A 1,793-nucleotide genomic window follows, 5' to 3' on the forward strand; every position below is an offset into this window, starting at 1 on the left:
GAACAAATCGCATCTGGGCGCCGGCGGAGATGTCTCCGTGACGGCGACCGGCGACGCGGACGTGTTCCTGCTGGCTGGCGCGGCGGCGTTCGGCCAAAGCGCCGGCATCGGTATTTCCGGAACGGTGTTTGTCCATCTCGACGATGTAAAGGCGGAGCTCTATGGCGACGCCGACGTGGTCACCGGTGGCGCAAACGGCCTCTCCGTATCGGCGATTTCCACCGATGACGTGCTGATCATCGCAGCCGCCGGCGCTGCTTCCGCGCAGGCGGCGGTCGCCGGTTCGGTCGCTGTGACGGTGCTGACCGAGACAACGACGGCTCGCATCGGTGCAAACAGCAAGGTTTCCGGCCAGACGCTCGCCAATGATCCCGGCGTTTCGGTCTTTGCAAGCGACGAAACCGATATCCTGACAATCGCGGGCTCGCTCGCGGTTTCCGCCGGCAGTGCCGGCGTCGGCGCCGGCGTCAATGTGTCGACGCTGACAAAGACGACGACTGCATCGATCGAAGCGGGCGCCGACATCGACGTCGACGGCAATGTGACGGTCGAAGCAACCGGCAACGAGGACATAGGTTCGTTCTCCGTGGCCGCGGGCGCGTCGAGCGGCGCTGGCGTCACGCTGACGGCTGACGTCTTCGTGCTGAATCTGAAGACCCGCGCCTTCATTGGCTCGGACCCGCTGGCGCCGATCGGCGGCCTGACGGATGTGCGGGCACGCGGCAGCGTGCTTGTCCAGGCACTCGACGAGACCGAGATGGACCTGATTGTTGGCGGCGTGGCGATTGGCGGCAGTGCCGGCGTCGGCGTCGCGGCCGGCGTTGCGGTTGTCGACAAGGTGACGGATGCCTTCATCGGCGCAGGCGCACGCGTCACCGGCGAGGGCCACGGCACGGTCGCGGCGAGAACCGGCCGCTACCAAATCGAGTATGCGGGCAGCCAGGCGATGTCGAGCTTCGACCCGCAGGGCGGCAACAAGCCGACCGCGAGCAGCCTGGAGGCTGGTACGCCGTCGGGCCTCACCCAGTTCAAGAACCTCGACCAGGAGGGTGGCGACGACGTCCAGCAGGATCCGGGCTTGACCCAGAACCGGGTTGCGACCGCGTCGGTCGATACCGGCTTCCGTGGCGTGGCCGTCTCCGCCTCGGCGAAGGATGATGTCGAGACTTTTGCGATTTCCGTCGGCGGCGGCGGTTCGGTCGGCGTGGCTGTCGGTGCGGCGGTCAACGTCGTCGATACCAAGACGAAGGCGTTCATCGGAGCCGATGCGCAGATCAACCAGGACATGGCCGGCCCCGGAAATGCAGGACAGTCCGTGCTGGTTGCGGCGGCGAGCGACTTCAGCCATGTCGGTGTCGGGGCCGGTGCGGCTTTCGGCGGTTCGGGCGCGGGCGCGCCCGGCGTCGACGTGTCGGTGATCAAGGTCGACACGGTCGCGACGATCAATGACGGCGCGGACGTGAAGGCGAACAACGACGTTGCGGTGATCGCCACATCCAAGGAAAAGGTCATCGTGGTCTCCGCCGGTCTTGCCTTCAGCGGCACGGTCAGCCTGGCGGGCGGCGTCTCGGTGCTGTCGTTCGACACCGAGACCTATGCCCGTGTCGGTGCCAACGCGACAATTGTCGCCGGCGGCGACGTCGCCGTCATGGCCAAGGACGATTCCGAGGTGGTGGTGGTCGCGGGTGCGGTCGCCATCGGCCTGTCGGGCGGCGGTGCCGCCGGATCGGTCGCGGTCGTCAATGTCGACAAGCTCACCGAAGCGACGATCGGCGACAATGCCAGCATCGACG

Annotated in this window: 1 protein-coding gene; it reads left to right on the forward strand. The window is 66.9% G+C overall.

The annotated features are described in order from the left end of the window. Positions 1–37 precede the first annotated feature (37 nt). Positions 38–1,793 (forward strand): hypothetical protein (locus EN939_RS32690; protein ID WP_206528405.1); only part of this gene is annotated, 1,756 nt, incomplete at its 3' end.

Origin of the sequence: Mesorhizobium sp. M7A.F.Ca.CA.002.05.1.1 (genome assembly GCF_003998335.1) — a bacterium.
Taxonomy (GTDB): domain Bacteria; phylum Pseudomonadota; class Alphaproteobacteria; order Rhizobiales; family Rhizobiaceae; genus Mesorhizobium.